12 protein-coding genes are annotated in these 16,509 nt (G+C 66.5%); 5 read left to right on the top strand and 7 right to left on the bottom strand.

The genetic code is table 11. From position 1 onward, the window contains the following. Positions 1 to 171: 171 nt before the first annotated feature. The 7 genes from ACLARN_RS33550 to ACLARN_RS33520 all read right to left on the bottom strand — a co-directional run bounded on the left by ACLARN_RS33550 (position 172) and on the right by ACLARN_RS33520 (position 5,800). Positions 172 to 1,263 carry a S1 family peptidase gene (locus tag ACLARN_RS33550; protein ID WP_409495487.1) on the bottom strand — a complete coding sequence of 364 codons (1,092 nt, stop codon included), beginning with the start codon at positions 1,261 to 1,263 and terminating at the stop codon, positions 172 to 174. Between the two features lie 326 nt (positions 1,264 to 1,589). After that, entirely contained in the window at positions 1,590 to 2,498 is a 909-nt protein-coding gene (locus tag ACLARN_RS33545) for a M56 family metallopeptidase (RefSeq protein WP_409495486.1), read from the bottom strand. Beyond that, positions 2,495 to 2,857 (bottom strand): BlaI/MecI/CopY family transcriptional regulator, encoded by a 363-nt coding sequence (locus ACLARN_RS33540; protein ID WP_409495485.1) that lies wholly within the window; start codon positions 2,855 to 2,857, stop codon positions 2,495 to 2,497. Before ACLARN_RS33540 ends, ACLARN_RS33545 begins: the two co-directional genes overlap by 4 nt. A 23-nt stretch (positions 2,858 to 2,880) precedes the next feature. Next, positions 2,881 to 3,939: an NlpC/P60 family protein gene (locus ACLARN_RS33535; RefSeq protein WP_409495484.1), complete on the bottom strand. Its 1,059-nt coding sequence runs from the start codon at positions 3,937 to 3,939 to the stop codon at positions 2,881 to 2,883. A gap of 107 nt (positions 3,940 to 4,046) precedes the next feature. Then, positions 4,047 to 4,625 (bottom strand): vitamin K epoxide reductase family protein, encoded by a 579-nt coding sequence (locus ACLARN_RS33530; protein WP_409495483.1) that lies wholly within the window; start codon positions 4,623 to 4,625, stop codon positions 4,047 to 4,049. Next, positions 4,622 to 5,296 (bottom strand): DsbA family protein, encoded by a 675-nt coding sequence (locus ACLARN_RS33525; RefSeq protein WP_409495482.1) that lies wholly within the window; start codon positions 5,294 to 5,296, stop codon positions 4,622 to 4,624. The genes ACLARN_RS33530 and ACLARN_RS33525 overlap by 4 nt, the downstream gene beginning before the upstream one ends. 87 nt (positions 5,297 to 5,383) lie before the next feature. After that, complete coding sequence (locus ACLARN_RS33520) at positions 5,384 to 5,800, bottom strand: hypothetical protein (protein ID WP_409495481.1); 417 nt, start codon at positions 5,798 to 5,800, stop codon at positions 5,384 to 5,386. 104 nt (positions 5,801 to 5,904) lie between these two features. Between ACLARN_RS33520 and ACLARN_RS33515 the strand changes: the two genes are divergently transcribed. The 5 genes from ACLARN_RS33515 to ACLARN_RS33495 all read left to right on the top strand — a co-directional run bounded on the left by ACLARN_RS33515 (position 5,905) and on the right by ACLARN_RS33495 (position 15,891). Then, entirely contained in the window at positions 5,905 to 6,141 is a 237-nt protein-coding gene (locus ACLARN_RS33515; protein ID WP_409495480.1) for a hypothetical protein, read from the top strand. Between the two features lie 23 nt (positions 6,142 to 6,164). Next, complete coding sequence (locus ACLARN_RS33510) at positions 6,165 to 6,410, top strand: hypothetical protein (RefSeq protein WP_409495479.1); 246 nt, start codon at positions 6,165 to 6,167, stop codon at positions 6,408 to 6,410. A gap of 86 nt (positions 6,411 to 6,496) precedes the next feature. Then, the gene (locus ACLARN_RS33505) at positions 6,497 to 6,862 is read left to right on the top strand and encodes a VOC family protein (RefSeq protein ID WP_409495478.1); all 366 of its coding nucleotides are present in this window, start codon (positions 6,497 to 6,499) and stop codon (positions 6,860 to 6,862) included. Positions 6,863 to 7,501: 639 nt separating this feature from the next. Beyond that, positions 7,502 to 13,816, top strand: coding sequence for a SpvB/TcaC N-terminal domain-containing protein (locus tag ACLARN_RS33500; protein ID WP_409495477.1), 6,315 nt, complete (start codon positions 7,502 to 7,504; stop codon positions 13,814 to 13,816). Then, positions 13,813 to 15,891 (top strand): RHS repeat-associated core domain-containing protein, encoded by a 2,079-nt coding sequence (locus ACLARN_RS33495; RefSeq protein ID WP_409495476.1) that lies wholly within the window; start codon positions 13,813 to 13,815, stop codon positions 15,889 to 15,891. The genes ACLARN_RS33500 and ACLARN_RS33495 overlap by 4 nt, the downstream gene beginning before the upstream one ends. Positions 15,892 to 16,509 lie beyond the last annotated feature (618 nt).

The raw sequence follows: 16,509 nt of genomic DNA, 5'->3' as shown, positions 1-16,509 counted from the left end.
CAAGATCAAGATAAGCCCGCCGCTCGGCGAGCAGCTTCCGCGGCCCCTGAGGCAACCGCGTCTGACGGATCTCGAACAACACAACCCCTGAACAAGTCAGGTGTTGCAACCACCACTAGAACCCAAGAGGAAGGGGGCCTTCACGCGATTCAGGCGACAAGCCCCGCGGGGTCAGTCCTTCTCGAGGGTCAGGTCGTAGCGGTTGAGTACCTCCTTGACGGGCTGGAAGAAAGTGGTCCCGCCTTCGTCGCAGTCACCGGAACCGCCCGAGGTCATGCCCTGCGCCTGCACCAGCTTCGTGCCGGAACCCGACGAGGGGCGGCTGACGAACGAGCCACCGGAGTCGCCCGGTTCGGCGCAGGCGCTGGTCTGGGTCAGGCCCTTCACGATGTTCCCGTTGCCGTAGTTCACCGTCTGGTCGAGAGCCTCCACGCGTCCGCACTGCCAGTGGGTGGTGATCCCGGACCGGCAGACCCTGCCGCCGACGCCGACGACGTCCGCGCCTTCGATCCGCACATCCGAACCGTCGTCGTACCGGTCGACCCGGGGCGGGGTCGAGACGTCGGAGTGGGTCACCTTGACCGTCCCGTAGTCGTTGCCGGGGAACGACGACTTCGCGACCCTGCCGATCGTGCCGTCGACGCCCCGCACGGTGCCGCCGATCTCGGTGCAGTGGCCCGCCGTGATCACGTAATGATCGTCGTCGTCATAAGCGTTGAACCCGACCGAGCAGGCACCACCGCTGAAGTAGAGACCCTGTCCGCCGATCACGTCCCACAGCGGCCGCGGCGCGCTCTTCACCTGGTCCACCCGGACCGGGACTCCGGCGGACGTCGCCCAGGCCCGGCCCGCGGCGTCGCCACCCACCACGCTGACGACGACCTCGTTCGCGGGCGCGTCGACGTACCAGCCGGCGACCGAGCCGGGCAGGCCCGCGGTTCTGTTGTCCAATGTGGACTGGATCTTCTTCAGTTCGGCGGTACTGTGCCGGACCACCTTCGGTGTCGCACCGGCCGCGCGGATCCGGGCCGAGCCGCTCGCGTCGGTGGTGCCGACGACCAGATCACCGGTCGTCGTGTCCAGCCAGGAGCCGGCGAACGCGGTGCCGAGCGAATCGCCGAGTTTCTGCTGTGCGGCGGCCAGAACGGCCGGTCCCGCCGTTTCGTTCAGCGCCGGTGCCGCCGAAGCCGGGGTCGCGAAGGCGGTGACGGCTGCCGCGGCACCGACCAGGACGGTCATGGTGCGCAGAGGACGTCGAATCACGAAAACCTCCATGGGATTGCGGAATTCGTTGCAGGGTGTGCATTCGACGTTACGACAATGGGATGCCCGCCGAATGCCGCCATCTGAGTAGCGCTGGCGATTCCCCTTTCCGGCTCAATGGAACGGAGAATCCCGGCCATTGCTCACTCTTGTGAGTGGAGGCTGCCCGATTTACCGTCCCCGATTTGTTGACCGGCGCACGACAATCAGCGACGGCTCTGCGCCCATTCGGGAAAACGTGGATCGCGGCCTGGTGTGGCGCATCACCTGATGGTGTCCGCGCTGAACCCATTCGTCCGCATCGGTGACGAACGCGTCTCTTTCGCTCACCAGCAGGAAATGAGCCCCGCCGAGAACATCAGTCCGGCGGCGAGGGCGGGCGGGGCCAGCAAGGCCAGGGTGCCGCCCGCGACGGCTCGCACCTTTTCCGGGAATCGTGCCGGGCCGCTGGAGTGTTCCGCCAGCCATCGCAACCGGAGCGAGATATCGCCGCCTCTGGTCGAGAGCAGGGCGGAGCGTACGGTCTCCGGCCCGTGCCCGGCGGCCGCCGACCGGTCGGCGGCCAGTTCGACGAGCAGTCGGACCGCGCCGGGGAGTTCGCGCAGGAGCGGGACGAACCGCAGTGTGCGGCCGAGTGTTTCGGCACACGCGACCAGGAAGTGGTGCCGCCCGCGCACATGAGCGTGTTCGTGGGCAAGTACCGCGTTCAGCTCGCGGGCGGAGAGCCTGCCCGCCAGACCTCGGCTGGCGACAATCAAGCTGTGCCGGCCACCGAGGCTGTAGGCGATCGGCCGGTCGTCGGGCACCCACAGCGTCGGAATCGGCCGCTCGTCACGGATGCCCGCCAGCCGGAGCACGTCCAGATGGCGCCGGTGCAGCAAGGCGCTGCGTTTCCGGCGCCGGGCCGAGGACACGGCGAGCCGGGCCGCCGCGAACACGACGGCGGCGCCCGCGAAAGTGCCGGCCAGGGGATCGAGCGCGGGAAGACCGCTGTGCCCGACCGCGGCCCAGCAGTCGTGGAGAACCCGGGTGATGGCCGGGGCGGGGCCGTGGTCCGGCAGCACGAGGAGCAGGACGGCGCCGAGGCCGCCGGCGAGAACGCCGAGCGCGGTCAGCAGCCACCATGCCAGCGCCGTGCCGGGGCTGATCCCGCCGGCGGTCAGCCTGCCCAGCAGCCGGGGCGAAAACCAGCCGATCACGACGACGCCGAACAGGAGCACCGCCGCCAGGATCATCGCTTGCCGGGCTTCCGGCGCAGTGCCCGCCGCAGGATGTCCGACTCCTCTTCGGTGACCGAGCGCGCGAAATGCAGCAGCACCGACTCCCGGTCGTCCGAGGCGTCGAGGAGTTCGCGCAGGCTTTGCGCGGTGGCCTCCTCGCGGGTCGCCACGGCGCGGTACCGGTAGGCGCGGTTCTCCATCTCGCGCACGACCCATTCCTTGCGGTGCAGGTTGTCCAGCACGGTCATCACCGTGGTGTAGGCGAGGTCGCGGTGCTGGTTGATCGCTTCCAGAACCTGGCGCACCCGCAGGGGTTCCATCGATTTCCAGAGCACGTCCATCACCGACGCCTCAAGCTCGCCCAGCCGTTGCATGACACCTCCGCCGCACAGGATACTCAGCCGACGATGCGCCGCGCGCCCATCAGGTGCCCGTCTCCCTTGACCGAGCGGACGTCGACCAGCTGGCCCTCGGTCGGCGCGTCGACCATCTTGCCGTCGCCGACGTACATGCCGACATGGTGGATCGCCCCGGGATCGCCGGTGCCGTCGTCGTAGAAGACGAGATCGCCAGGGACGAGCCGGTCCAGCGGGACGGCCTTTCCCGCGGAGTACTGCTGGCGGCTGGTGCGCGGGAGTGAGACACCCGCCTGTTTGTACGCCCACGACGTCAGACCGGAGCAGTCGAATTCTCGGGGCCCGGTGGCGCCCCACTCGTACTCCGAACCCCGTTTGGACAGTGCCGCCTGCAACGCGTCGTTCGCGGCGCCGGGCGGGCCGAGGTAGGAGCCCTTGTCCTGGACCTTGCCGAGTTTCACCTTGTCCGAGGCAGGCAGTGCGCCAAGTGCCTCCCGGACTTTGGCGATCTGGACGTCGAGGTCTTTCTTGCGGGTGCGGACCTGCTCCAGTGCCACGGTCGCGTCGTTCGCCGCGAGCTGGGCCGTTTCCCGCGCGTCCGCCGCGGTGGTGCGTGCCGTCTGCGCCTTCCCGAGTGCGTCACGCAGGCCGTTCAAGGCACGGGCCTTCTCGTCGGCCAACACGGCGAGCGCGGACGAACGGTCGAGGAACTCCTGCCTGCTGCCGCTGTCGAGCAGCAGGACGGCGTTGCCGAGGCGCTCGCCGTTCATCGCGGACCGGGCGATCGCCTCGACCTGCGGCCGGAAGCGATCGATGGCCGACCGCGCTTGCGCCAGGTCACCGTCGGCCCGGCCGAGGGTGACGGTGGCCTGGTCACGTTCGGTCTCGCGGGTCTTCAGCCGGTCTTGCGATTCCAGCAGGTCTTCGTCGGCCTTGGCCGCTTGAGCGCCGAGTTCCTGGTAGCGCCGCATCGGATCCTGGCTGTCCGACGTCGGCGGCGGTGCCGGTTGCGCGGCGGCGGGGAGCGTGCCGAGGCCGAGGGCCATGAGGGCGGCGGTGGCGGCGAGGGGATGCCGCAGCGAACGCCGGTGTGGTGTCACGGGTGTCGAATCTCCTGTCGTGCAGGGTCAACTATCACGCTTAGTAGTACTGGGACGAGTGTGAGCGCCCGGTGAAGTTCTACTAAGACAGCTAGTACTATGGACCGTCAGACGTGCGTCGTCCAGTAGCTCCAGAAGGCCTGGAGGACAGCGGCGGCGATGGCCGCGTACCAGAGGACGAGCACCACGCTGTGGTAACGAGTCACCGCGCTCGCCGGCGGTCCTTTGTGGAGGTTGTGCAGGGTGGTGTACCAGAAGACGGCGATGGTGACCGCCCAGACGACCATGCAGTACGGGCAGAGCGCGCCGATGACGTACAGGCTCTGGTGCATCAGCCAGTGCACGAACAGGACGCCGAGCAAGGAGCCCGCTTGCAGGCCCAGCCAATACCAGCGAGGGAACCGCGCTCCGCCCAGCGCCGCGACGCCGGTCGTCACGACCACGGCGAAGCCGGCGATCCCCAGCAACGGATTGGGGAAGCCGAACAGGTCCGCCTGCGGTGTCTTCATGATCGACCCGCAGCTGAGGACCGGATTCAGGCTGCACGTGGGAATGTAGGAGAAGTCCTTGAGCATGGCGATCTTCTCGACGGTGAGCACCAGTGCCGCCGCCAGGCCGATCGCACCGCCGATCAGCAGGACCCACGGCGTCACGCGAACCGCGAACGGCGCGCGCTCCTCCGTCACTTCGCCAGCTCCCGGTCGATGGCGGCCTTGAGGGCCTGATAGGACGGTGAGCCGGAGAACTTGACACCGTTGACAAAGAACGTCGGCGTCCCCTCGACGCCGATGTTGGCGCCGTCGGTGCGGTCGGCCAGGACCCGGCCGAGCGTGACCGGGTCGTCCAGCGCGGTCTCGAAGGCGGGCAGATCGAGTCCGAGTTCGCGCGCGAAACCGAGGAAGGTCTCGCGGTGGGAGATCTGCTGGTCACCCCACTCCGGCTGCTTCTCGAACATCAGGCGGTACATCGGTTCGAGCTTGCCCTGTTTGCCCGCCGCTTCCACGGCCCGCGCGGCGAGTTCGGCGTTCTGGTGGCTGGGGATGGGGAAGTAGCGCATCACGAAGGTGACCCGGTCGCCGTACTCGGCACGCAGGCGCTCGACACCGGGGAACGCGGCGCCGCACGCTTCGCACTCCAGGTCGAGGAACTCCACGACGGTCACCTTGCTGGTAGTCGGACTGGACAGGCGATGACTGTCCGGCCGGACCAGGATCGACGCGGGCACCGTCGGCGGACCGTCGCCGCCCACCCGCGCGGGCGGGGTGTCCTCGCCCAGGTTGGTGATGACGAGCAACGCGGCCACCACCGCGACTACGACGGCCACGACCGTCAGGGAAACCTTGGCATTCTTGGTCATCTGAGTCCTCAGCTCGGATCCGGGCATCTGAAGGCGGCATGGCATGACCGGTTCGCCATCGAACCGGTCATGACCGGGGGTTGCCGATCAGGTGCGCGAAACGCAGAGCTGGACGAGAGGAGGCGTTGTCGCCGACCGCCTGGACGACGAGGACAACGGCATACCGACCTGGTGGGGACGACGTTGCCGGACGAGCGGGAAGAGGGCGGCGAGCAGCGCCACGGAGATTCCCGTGACGTTGTCGAGGTGGCTGTGCGGAGACTCGTCCGGGACGAGCGAGGTGAGGTGGCCACCGGCCGGGCTCGGCTGGGGTGCGGCGGGTTCGCAGTCATCGACCGCACCGGTGTCGTGGGTCGTCTCGGTGGCGAACAGGGGAGCGCAGGGCGAGCCCGCCGCCGCGGCACCGTCACTGCACAGCGCGCCTTGGAGCAGGGCGACAGCGGTAAGTACGGCGAGCACGGCGAAAAGCCGCGCGGCCGTCGTCGCTGTCCTTCTGCCGAGCACGACAGCAGGATAAAGGTGACCTTGTAAAGCCTTGGCGAGTTCGGAACCGGGGATGTACACCCGCTACGTCGAGTGCGGTAGCCGGGAGAGCCGCTTCGTACCCGATGTATGAACGTTCGCTGGTCACAATCGGCGGCCAGGCCGTCGCCGCTTTGGGCACGATTCTGCACTGGATCGCCGCTCCCGAATTTGTGAAAGTCCTGCCATCTTCCTCACCGAACACGCTTCTGGCGGTGGATAACTGGGTGATGGTCGTCGGGCTGGCGGCTTCGGCGCTGGCGGGAGTGATCGCGCTGGTGGCGGTGGAAATCGGACTCGTGCCACCCAGAACTTCGATCTGAGCCGTCCGGGGCCGTCCTTGTTCTTGGCACTGCCGATTCTGGTCGCGATCGTCCCCGGTCGTTCGATGGTCCCGCTCGCCGCCGTGATGTCCGCGGTGTTCCTGGAAGCCTCGTTCAGCTACGCGGGCCTCGGTGCGCGTCTGATCGCGCCTGCCGACGGGATGGCGTTCACGTTCGACGTGCTCCAACTGGCGGGTATGACCGCCATGATCGTCGTGGGTGCCTTGTCTTTGGGACGGAGGGTTTCGAATCAGGTCGTGAGCGTTTAGAGCACGGCTTCGTCTACTTGCGGGTCTTTCCGATCTCTATACAGTGGGTCGTCACCCGCGGACATTGCCTGAAAGGAAATCCCTCCGTGCCGACTTTCAAGAATGTTCTCGCCGTCCTGCCGGTCTCCGACCACGCCGCCGCCGTCGCGTGGTACACGCGGTGGATCGAGCGTGGACCCGACGTCGAGCCCACGGAGGGCGTCGCGGAGTGGCAGCTCGCCGAAAACGCCTGGATCCAGGTCGCCCATGCGCCGGAAGCCGCCGGTAAGGGCTCCGTGGTCATCGGTGTCGAGGACATCGACGACGTCGTGAGCACTCTCGCGACCCAGGGCGTGCAGTGTGGCCCTATCCAGGACTACGGCTTCATCAAGTTGTCGGATGTGGTGGATCCGGCGGGCAACAAGATCAACTTCGTGTGGGAGAACCCGGACTATCAGCCTCCGGCCGAGTAGGTCGCCCAAGTGCATTCCTGCATCGTCGCGGGGGCCGCACGCACCGGGGGACAGGTGCTGGCCCTGGCCGCCGCCCGACGACCGTGCCCCGTCGGGCTTCGCCTACTCCAACACCAACTACAACCTGGCCGGATTGATCGTCACGACACCCGAGTCCGTTTGGGCCTTCAGGGCACGGGAACCCTGGCGGTCAGTGTCCCCAATGCCTCATTGGAGACGCTCAGCGCCTCCAATGAGGCATTGGGGACACTCAGCCGCACGGTTCCTCGCCGAAACTCGACAAGCGACAATCCGCGATCTCAGTCCCGGTCGTGCAGGCGTTGGGTAACCCGAACCTGACGGTCTTTTCCCAACCGGTCGAGCAGTCCGTCACCTTTGTTCCTCAGGGAAATGAGGATGACAGGCGTTTCATCAAAATTTAATGGACTGCCGATAGCTTCACCCGGAGATCGATGTCTTTCGCAGGAATTGCGAGCTGATCCAAATGGAGCAGTTCGGCCGAATGCACTAGTTCGTCGCAGCTATTCGATTGATCGCCTTCGTCGCACGCGTCACCGCTCGATCCCGCGCGCACCAGAGTGCGTTGTTCTTCGCCGGGACCCGATAGTCGAAATCATGGATCCAGAGGGGGTCGGGGGCATGTCTGCCTTCGCGTGGGCTCGTCCGGTTCGTCAGCGCCACAAGACCGTGGTGGTGGCGTTGTTCCTGGCGTTGGTGGCGACGGCGGTCCCGAGCGCGGGTCCGCCGGCCTCGGTGCGGGCCTCGGGTGAGGGTGGGGCGGTGACCGCTCCGGAGCATCCGGAGGGGACGGCGTTCGATCCGAATCAGATCAAGGACATCAAAGCGGCCGATCCGGGGGCCGGGGTGAACCTGATCGGGCCACCGGCGGCGAACGCCATGGGCGATGCCAGGGTGTCGTATCCGCTGGAGGTGCCCAAGGGGAGAGCGGGCCTGGAGCCGAAGCTGGAGGTGGCGTACAGCTCCGGGGGTACGAACGGCTGGCTGGGTGCCGGGTGGAATGTCTCCCTGCCGTCCATCACGGTGGACACCCGCTGGGGGGTGCCGCGGTACGACGCGGGCCTGGAGACCGAGACCTACGTCCTGAACGGTGAGCAGCTCACCCCCGTCGCCCATCGGGGCGAGTTGCAGAAGAGGACGGCGGAGAAGGTGTTCCACGCCCGCGTGGAAAGCCGGTTCGACCGGATCGTGCGCCATGGGGACAACCCGGCCGGTTACTGGTGGGAGGTCACCGACAAGGTGGGCACCCGCATGCTGTTCGGCGGGGCGGCCGATACGACGTTGACCGACAAGGCGGGCCGCATCGCGACCTGGGCGGTACGCGAAGTCCGTGACACCAACGACAATGTCATGCGTTACCGCTATGCCAGGGTGAACGACGGTGGGACCGAGAAGTCGACGGTGCCGGGGAGCAATCTGTATCCGCAGCGGATCACCTACACCGGCCATGGCGACGCCGAGGGCAAGTACTCGGTGACGTTCCTGCGTGACCGGGACCGGGGTGAGCCACGCCGCGCGGATGTGCAGATCGATGCCCGTGGCGGGTTCAAGAAGGTGACCGCGGACCTGCTGCGGCGGGTCGAGGTCAAATTGGACGACCAGCTGGTGCGCGCCTACGAGTTGAATTACCGGACCGGTGCGTTCGCCAAGACGTTGCTCGCGTCGATTTCGCAGTTCGGTGAGGACAACCGCCTGTTCAACACCCACTCGATGGACTACTTCGACGATGTCCGTGACAAGGACGGCAATTACAACGGGTTCGGCGGGGCATCGAACTGGGCGGTCGCCGATGACGACCTCGGGGTGAATGTGCGCGAGGGTGAGGCGTCCGCGTTGTCGGCGAGTACGTCGGTGAACGCGGGCGGGCACTTGTACACCGGCTACAACCCGGTCGCGCCGATCAAATCGGGTTCGGCCGGGGTGAAGATCGGTGCCAGCGCCGGTGTGTCCGACGGGCTGCTCGCGCTCGCCGACGTCAACGGCGACAATCTGCCGGACAAGGTGTTCCGTAAGGACGGCGAGGTCTGGTATCGGCCGAACCTGGCCGCGCCGGGCGGGCAACCGAAGTTCGGCGAGACTCCGATCAAGCTGCCTGGACTGCCTGCCATCTCATCGGAGTCGACGCTGTCGGGCACGGCCGGGCTGGAGGCGTTCGCCGGGGTCGCGGCCCAGTTGGACCTGGTGTCCACGATCACGACCTCGGACCGCTATTTCTCCGATGTCAACGGTGACGGGATCACCGACCTGGTGAACAACGGTGGTGTGTTGTTCGGCCATCTGGACGCGAACGGCAACCCGGCCTACAGCGAGGACAGCAGGAAGACACCGGTCCCGGTCGGCCCGGGGGTGGCGTCCGGTTCGTTCGTGGGTGATCAGCGGGCGGCGTTCGACCGTGCGGTGGACACCTCGCCGTTGTTGGACAGTGTGCGCCGGTGGGTCGCGCCGTTCGACGGAACGGTGCGCGTCGACGGTCGGGTGCGACTGGAAAAGGACACGTCGCCGCAGCGCGCCGCCTATCAGAAGGCCGATGGGGTGCGGGTGACGATCCAGCACAAGGACACTGAGCTGTGGGCGCAGCGGATCGGTCCGGAGGACCATATGGAGTTCGCGCCGACCGGGGTCAGCGCGATCGGAGTGCGCAAGGGTGACGCGATCTACTTCCGCACGCAGTCCATTTTGGACGGCATGTACGACACGGTGGCGTGGGACCCGACCATCACCTACGCCGGCAACGCGAGTACCGATGTCAACGGGTTGAGCAACTCCGTGTTCTCCGCGTCCAAGGACTTCACCCTGTCCGGACGGCAGTCTCAGGTCACCGCACCGGTGACCGGGACCTTGAAGCTGACCGGTGATGTGGTCAAGGACAAGGCGACCTCCGATGACGTGACCGTGGTGATCACCCGCAACGGCAAGGACGTTCTCAACGCGAAGTTGCCCGCCTCCTCGACCGGTACCACCCCGATCGACCTGAGTATCCCGGTCACGGCGAAGGACAGCCTGTCGTGGCGATTGCGCGCCGATTCCGCGATCGATCCGAGCTCGCTGAAGTGGGTGCCCCAGGCGCACTACACCCAGGCCGAAGGGGTGGAAACGGTCGTCGACGAGAACGGTAAGCCGACGATCGTGATCAACCCGCCGTATGACCTCGACATGTATCCGGTGTCGAGTGGCTCCACGCCGCAGAAGGCCTGGACGGCAGGCCAAACCGGTCAGCTGTTCGTGCAGCCTTTCATCAACCCGATATTGATGGACACGGACAAACACTCGTTCGTCTTCACGATCAAGAAACGCGGCGGCCAGCTGCTGGGCAAGCAGACCATCGAGATTCCCGGAGGACTGACTCCCAAGCCGACGCCGCCGCGCATGACAGTGCCGGTCACGCAGGGCGATGAACTGTTCTTCGACTTCGCCACCCAAGAAGAGAAGGCACCCGCGCTGATGAGCGCGTCGGCGATGGTCGGTTTCAACCCGATCTTTCTGCCACAGGTGTCCGCCACGGTGTCCGCGTCCGCGAAACCGGGCGCGTTCGCCCAGCCCTACCGCGGGTGGGGGGTGATCGGTTACCAGGCTCAAGGTGATCGGGCGACCAAACCGATCATGGAGAACGATCTGGTGCTGGACGAGAGCTTCCGCGACTCCCTGCCCAAGGCGCCCAAGGAGGAGGACGTGCCTGGGTTCAAGGCGGATCCGAAGGTGAACATGCCCAGGCTCGCGGTGCTCGTCCCGATGCCTGCCGAGGGCAGATGGGCAGGCGCGGACGAGAACACCTGGGTCGGCGCCGGCGCCACGGCCAGTTCCCGGTTCGGCATGGACACCATCGACGTCGTCTCCGACGCTGATGTGGCCGGAGCGAAAGGTGTGCCGCGCCGGGGGATGACCGTGCAGGTGTCCACCACACTCGGCGCCGGCCCGGTCGGCGGCAGCCTGGCGGGTGGTATCACCGCCGGTGGTGTCGACTTCCTCGACCTGAACGGGGACAGGTTCCCGGATGTCGTGGGAAGCAGCGGGATCCAGTATTCCGACATGGCCGGTGGGCTCGGCGGCACCCGGGGGTCGCTGAACGGGACGGTGCGTGATTCGAACTCGGTCGCGGTGTCGGTGTCCGCGGGTGCGGGCAGCCCCGCGCGGACGATGGGTACCGCGCGCGGTACCGATGCGCCTGACGCGGACACCGCTTCGACCACGGCCAGGGCGGGGTTGGAGCTGCCCGCGCTGGGAATCGGCGGCAGCATCGGTGGTGGTGAGTCGGCGATGGTGCGGGATCTGCTCGACATCAACGGTGACGGCCTGCCCGACAAGGTCTACGCCGACGGCAAGGTCGCGCTGAACCTCGGTTACTCGTTCGCCGAACCGGAGCCGTGGCCCACCGGTCCGGTCAACACCGCCCAGACCGGGAACGTCGGGGTCAATCTCGGGGTCAACCTCGACAACTACGGCTTCGCGGGCGGCGTGTCGGCGACCCTGGGCGCGACGACGACCAAGGCCAGCATGGCCGACGTGAACGGGGACGGCCTTGCCGACCGCGTGTTCACCGGCGCTGCCGGGCAACCGATCTCCGTGGCGGTCAACACCGGCAGCGGTTTCGCCGCCCCCGCGCCGTTCCGCGGCGGGTTCAGTGAGGTCGCGGTCGACAAGAACGCCACCCTCGCCGGCGGTGTCTACTTCACCTTCGGATTCCCCATGCCCTTCGGTGGCTTTCTGGTGTTCAATCCCGGCGCCGACGCCTCCACCGGTATCGGCCGTAGCGAGGTCGGCCTCCGTGACGTCAATGGCGACGGGCTGGCGGATCACGTCAAATCCACGCGTGACAACGAATTGCTCGTCGCGGCCAACCAAACCGGCCGTACGAACCTGCTCCGCTCGATGACGCGTCCGATGGGCGGGCGCGTCGACCTGGACTACACCCGTACCGGCAACACCCAGGCTATGCCCGAATCCCGCTGGGTCCTGTCCCGTACCACCGTGTCCGACGGCCATCCCGGCGACGGCACCGACACCCAGCTCACCACCTACCGCTACGAGCAGGGCAAATACGACCGGCTCGAACGCGAGTTCCACGGCTTCGGCAAGGTCGTCACCGAACAACGCGACCCCGGTGCGGCCGACGCCCTCTATCGCTCGACCACTGACGAGTACCGCACCGACAGCCCGTACACGGCCGGGTTGCTCGCCCGCACCCTGACCGCCGACGGCGCCGGACGTCCGCTCACCGAAACCGTCAACACCTACCAGCTCCGCGACACCGCCGACGGCGGAGGAGCGGCCAAACCGGCCAGTGTGTTCCCGCAACTGACCAGAGCGGACAAGCACTTCTACGAAGGCGCCGCCAAACCCGGTAAGTCCACCCATGTCGAGATGTCCTACGACGGATACGGGAACCTGACCCGGTCGTTCGACGCGGCCGATGACGGCGCCGCCGACGACGTGGAAACCACCTACGGCTACAGCGCCTCCGACCCGGCGTGCCGGGACCGCAACATCGTCGGCGTCACCAACCTGGTCAAGCAGCGCGGCACGGCCGGCGACGCGGTGGCGCGGCACAGTGAATCCACAGTGGACTGTAGATCCGGCGCGATGCGGCAGATCCGCCAGTACCTCACCGACAGCGTTTCGGCCGACACCGACATGGAGTACTACCCGGACGGGAACCTGAAATCGGTCACCAAGCCTGCCAACCGGAACGGCCAGCGGTACCGGCTGGAGTACGGCTACGACACCGTCGTCGGCGTCCACATCGAGTCCATCGTGGACAGTTTCGGGCTGCGATCGGGCACGACGCACAACCTCAAGTACGGGCAGCCGGAGCGCACCACCGACCAGAACGGCCAACAGGTACTGCGCGGCTACGACAGCGTCGGGCGGCTCGACACCGTCACCGGGCCGTACGAGATCGGGTCCGGCAAGGCCACGATCGACTTCGACTACCACCCCGAAGCCGTCGTTCCCTACGCCACCACCCGCCATCTCGACCGCGACGCCGCCGGCGTGCGCGAGGACACGATCGACACCGTGACCTTCGCCGACGGACTCAAGCGTCTCCTGCAGACGAAGAAGGACGCCACGGTCGCGGAGAAGCCCGGTGACGAACCGGAACAGGTCATGACCGTGTCCGGGCGCACCAAGTTCGACTTCGCCGGGCGGGCGGTGGAGCAATACCACCCGGTCACCGAACCCAAGTCCGACGGCAACACCACGTTCAACACCGCCTTCGACACGGTGACACCGACGCGCGTGTCGTTCGACGCGCTCGACCGGGCGGTCAAGACGGTCGAGCCGGACGACGTCACCAGCACCACGACCTACGGATTCGGACCCGACCGGGCCGGGGCGACCCGGTTCGAGACGACCGTCACCGACGGCAATGGCAAACAGAAGCGCACCTACCAGGACGTCCGCGAACTGACGACCGCGGTGAAGGAGTTCAATCCGGCCAGCGGGCAGCCGGTCATCTGGACCGGTTACGGCCACGATCCGTTCGGGCAGCTCACCACCGTGGTGGACGACAAGAACAACACCACCCGGTCCGAGTACGACACCCTCGGCCGCCGCACCGTCCTGGACAGCCCGGACGCCGGCCGCACCGAGACCCGCTACGACCTGGCGGGGAATACGACGGCGAAGACCACCGCGAACCTGAAGGCAGCGGCCAAGCAGGTCGAGTACGACTACGACCACAATCGCCTCAAGGCGGTCCGTTATCCGACCTTCCCGGCTCACAACGTGACCTACACCCACGGCGGACCAGGCGCCCCCGACAACGCTGCGGGCCGCGTCACCGAGATCCGCGACGCCGCGGGCACCGTCACGCGCGGCTTCGGCCCGCTCGGGGAAACCGTCCGCGAGACCCGCACCGTCAAGATCGCCGGGGGCAGGCGGACCGCGCTTACACCACCCAGTGGCGCTTCGACGCATTCAACCGTGTCCTGCACATGACCTATCCGGACACCGAGGTCCTCACCTACACCTACGACAGCGGTGGTCAAGTCGTTCGCGCCACCGGCACCAAGAACGGCACCGGCTACACGTATCTCAACCGGCTCGACTACGACAAGTTCGGCCAGAAAGTCGTGCAAGAGGCCGGTAACGGGGTGCGTACCACTTACACCTACGACCAGGCCGACCGGAGGCTCGCCACCCTGAAGTCGAAAGCGCCGGGTGGCACCGAATTCCAGAATCTCGGCTACACCTACGACAAGGTCGGCAACATCACGAAGCTGACCAACGAGGTGGCGGGGAACGGAACGATCGGCGGGCCCAGCAGCCAGACCTACGGTTACGACGACCTCTATCAGCTCACCAGCGCCAATGGCCAGTACACCACCAAGAACAACCAGCAGGACAAGTATTCACTGGCGCTGGGGTATGACTCCGTCCACAACACCACCACCAAGACCCAGCACCACGAGATCACCGGCGTCCCCGCTCCGGCAGGGGTGGAGAAGGCATCACTGAACCAGGGCGCGGCGTCGCCGGTCAGTGGCGGCGGGGGAAGCCCGGCGTCGTCGGGCCCGATGTGGTCCGGTCCGATCGAGCCGGTCGAAGACCCGGCCAACCCGGCCGAGGTCCAGGACAAGACCAGCTATGACTACCAGTACGACTACGGCAGCGGGAAACCGCACGCGCCGAGCAAGGTCGGCCCGATCACCCAGGCCTACGACGCGAACGGCAATCTCACCGACACGGTGAACACCGCGGCGGACGGCAAACGACGCCAGTACGTGTGGGACGAGGAAAACCGGCTCGCCTGCAACGCCGACGACGCCACCACGACGGTTCCCCAGACCCCGGCAGGCTGCACCGGCGCGGCCGTCACCTACACCTACGACGCGGCCGGTGAACGCGTCATCAAGAACGGTGACGGCCAATCCCTCTATCCCAACCGCGGCTACAGCGAACGGGACGGGACCGGTTACAAACACATCTTCATCGGCGAGACCCGCCTCACCACCAAGACCGTCGCGGCGGAGGGGGAGGAGAACGCCCAGTCCTTCTTCCACGCCGACCACCTCGGCTCCTCCGGCTACGTCACCGACAACCAGGGCACCGTCACCGAACATCTCGAGTACATGCCGTTCGGAGAAACCTGGGTGGAGGAACAAGCCGGGCGCGGTGGGACTCCGTACAAGTACACCGGAAAGGAACTCGACGACGAAACGGGTCTCTACTACCACGGTGCCCGCTACTACAACCCGAGAACCCAACTCTGGGCAGGCACCGATCCCGCCCTCGCCGATTTCATGTCCGGATCGAAGACCGCGGGAGGTATCACCGATTCACGGAACCTCGCCGTCTACACCTACACCCACAACAACCCGGTGATCTTGACCGACCCCGATGGCAGGGAGCCTCGACCGGCCATGCCGTCGCCACCGCCACCGCCGGCGGCGGCGAATCATGAGAAAGCCAACAACGACGGAACGGGGCCGAAGAACTACGACACGTGGAAGCCCAGCCTGGTGTGGAAATCGACGTTGCAGACGATAAAGGCGCAAGCGGCGATAGGCGCAGGGGCTGCCAATCAGATGGGGATGGTGGTCGCGGCGGATATGCTGGTGCACTTCCTCGGCAATTCCGGGAGTCAGTACACCGTCAATGTCGACAAGATGCTGGGACAGATCGACGGGTTCCAGAACAAGGTCGAGAGCGTTGCCCTCAGGGCGGCCATGGAGGTGTGGAGTGGTTTTCCGGCCGGTCACCGCGAGTCCTTCGCCTTCGAAACCGGCTACTCGAACAATTATCGAGCGGACTACAAGTCCAACCCGGACTGGTTTGCCGCGCTCGGCACGTTCGACTTCCAGATCAGCGGTGTCGTCACGCCGACCAGCGACGGCGGCTACGACATCACCTATCAGGTGAGCATCTACGACTACTACAACTGGGAATCGACCGACCGGCGCCTGTACCGGCAGCCGTCCGATCTGAATTTGCTGCATCGCGCCGGGTGGGCGCAGAATTTCGATGTCATCGGAAGGTCCAGTCCGCGAACCTTCCATGTCCCGCCGTCGTGATTCCCCGTACGTGACTTGAACGGCGCCTCTCTGCCGCGACTCGCTTCGCGCGGAGAGGCGCCGTGCGTGCTCACGTGGGCGAACCCCGATCGCCGACGCGGTCCAACGAAAAAGCCGCTTGGCCTGGGTTCTTCACCCAAGCCAAGTGGCTTCGTCTTCCGGTCGGGCTGACAGGATTCGAACCTGCGACCCCTTGACCCCAGACTGTGGGTTAGGTGTTTATGCAGGTCGGGAGCATTCGTATGATCAACTGGCGGGTCAGAAACGCCTGGTCGTTCGTCGTTGCGTAGGACGGGGCGTCCTGCCGAACTTTGAGGTGATCGGAGAAGTCGTGCGGCGTGAGTGGAAACCGGTAACAGCCCGGCGATGACACAGCGATGATGCGGTGGATCGGTTCAGCGCTGGTGGCAGGGGTCGTTGTCATAGCAACAAGCCGCGGTCGCGGGATCCCTGCGGTGACCACGGCCCGATCCGCAGGCCCCGTCACCGGTCGAGCCTCCTGGGAAGGCCCTGCTCTACTTTGACCAGCCGAACGTCGCGGCACTGGTCGACATGCGGGTCACCGAGAACAAGAGCGCCGCCCTCCTCAACGTCCATGTAACCGTGGAGGGTTACTCC

It is taken from the genome of Amycolatopsis sp. cmx-11-12, assembly GCF_046269425.1.
Classification (GTDB): domain Bacteria; phylum Actinomycetota; class Actinomycetes; order Mycobacteriales; family Pseudonocardiaceae; genus Amycolatopsis.
The sequence above is the reverse complement of the archived record's forward strand: the minus strand, read 5'-3'. Positions and strand labels throughout refer to the sequence as shown.

Bases quoted from the DNA above. Each gene is read 5' to 3' on its own strand.
- ACLARN_RS33545 (WP_409495486.1), bottom strand. From the start codon at position 2,498: ATGATCCTGGCGGCGGTGCTCCTGTTCGGCGTCGTCGTGATCGGCTGG.
- ACLARN_RS33540 (WP_409495485.1), bottom strand. From the start codon at position 2,857: ATGCAACGGCTGGGCGAGCTTGAGGCGTCGGTGATGGACGTGCTCTGG.
- ACLARN_RS33525 (WP_409495482.1), bottom strand. From the start codon at position 5,296: ATGACCAAGAATGCCAAGGTTTCCCTGACGGTCGTGGCCGTCGTAGTC.
- ACLARN_RS33515 (WP_409495480.1), top strand. From the start codon at position 5,905: ATGTATGAACGTTCGCTGGTCACAATCGGCGGCCAGGCCGTCGCCGCT.
- ACLARN_RS33500 (WP_409495477.1), top strand. From the start codon at position 7,502: ATGTCTGCCTTCGCGTGGGCTCGTCCGGTTCGTCAGCGCCACAAGACC.
- ACLARN_RS33495 (WP_409495476.1), top strand. From the start codon at position 13,813: ATGACCTATCCGGACACCGAGGTCCTCACCTACACCTACGACAGCGGT.